At 57.6% G+C, this 1,327-nt stretch carries 1 protein-coding gene and 1 pseudogene; both read left to right on the top strand.

Going from position 1 to position 1,327, the window contains the following annotated elements:
* A pseudogene (locus tag QCH34_RS12775) lies at positions 1 to 387 on the top strand (UbiD family decarboxylase domain-containing protein); the annotation flags it as partial.
* Positions 387 to 1,327: aconitase X catalytic domain-containing protein (locus QCH34_RS12770; protein WP_300334688.1), on the top strand; the 941-nt coding region annotated here is incomplete at its 3' end. The pseudogene QCH34_RS12775 and the gene QCH34_RS12770, both read left to right, overlap by 1 nt.

Genomic DNA, 1,327 nt, shown 5'->3' with positions numbered 1-1,327 from the left:
TACCAGTCGGTTGCCGGGGTGACGAAGGTGAAGGATGTCCTCCTGACACGGGGCGGAGCCGGATACCTCCATGCTGTGGTGCAGATCGAGAAGCAGACGGAAGGAGACGGGAAGAACGCGATCATGGCGGCGTTTGCCGCACATACCTCGCTGAAACATGTGGTCATCGTTGATCCCGATATTGCGATCCATGATCCAGAGGATGTCGAGTTTGCGATAGCAACCCGTGTCCGGGGCGATTGCGACATCATGGTGATCTCAGGTGTCCGGGGCTCGTCGCTTGATCCGTCCCGGATTGCAGACGGCCTGAATGTGAAGGTCGGGGTGGATGCAACAATGCCCGTTGGGCGGGAAGACGAGTATATCAGAGCAGGATGGGATGCATAATGGAGCTTGACAGATCAGATGAAGAGATCCTTTCAGGGGAGTTTGGAGAGACACGGAGGGTGATGCTTGAGATCTTAATCGCCCTCGGAAAGATATACGATGCAGAGCGGCTGATCCCGGTATCGAGCGTCCAGGTGAGCGGGGCATCATACAAGACGATAGGCGATGCCGGTCTTGAATGGCTGGAGGGGCTTGATGCCCGTGCAGTTGTTCCTGCATTCTTAAACCCGATCGGGATGCCGAGGGAGCAGTGGAGCGAGATGGGGATCGATGGCGTCTTTGCCGGGAAGCAGGAGGAGATCCTGAATGCCTACCAGCGGCTTGGGATCCGGCTCACCTGCACCTGCACACCATACTATCACCAGATCGTGCAGTACGGCGATCATCTTGCCTGGTCCGAGTCGTCTGCGGTTGCCTATGCAAACTCGGTGCTTGGTGCCCGGACGAACCGTGAAGGCGGCCCCTCGGCTCTTGCTTCCGCATTAATCGGGAAGACTCCCGAATATGGCCTGCATATCATGAAGAACCGCCTGCCGAATGTGATCGTCACGCTTGACGATCCGGCTGCGGCAAAGGAGTGGGGTCCGGCAGAGTACGGGGCGCTTGGATTTGTTGCCGGAAAAGAGGTTGGAAACCGTGTTCCGTTCTTCCGCGGACTGCGGCCAAACCGTGACCGGCTGAAGGCGCTTGGAGCGGCAATGGCGGCAACCGGTGCTGTTGCCCTCTTCCATGTCGAGGATATCACCCCCGAGGCACGGGTACCGTTCTTCAGGAAGTCGTTCTCGGTGGATGAGAAGGAGACGATCGAGATTGCCGTCTCTGACATAAACGCCGTCTTCTCGGATATCGAGGTGAATGCGGTTGCAGTCGGCTGCCCACACCTCTCGGAAGATGAACTGCGGGTATTAGCGGATCTCCTCGCCGGGAAGAAGGTTAAAAA

Source organism: Methanocalculus sp., assembly GCF_029762515.1.
Taxonomy (GTDB): Archaea; Halobacteriota; Methanomicrobia; order Methanomicrobiales; family Methanocorpusculaceae; genus Methanocalculus.
This window is presented reverse-complemented; position numbering and strand designations above follow the sequence as displayed.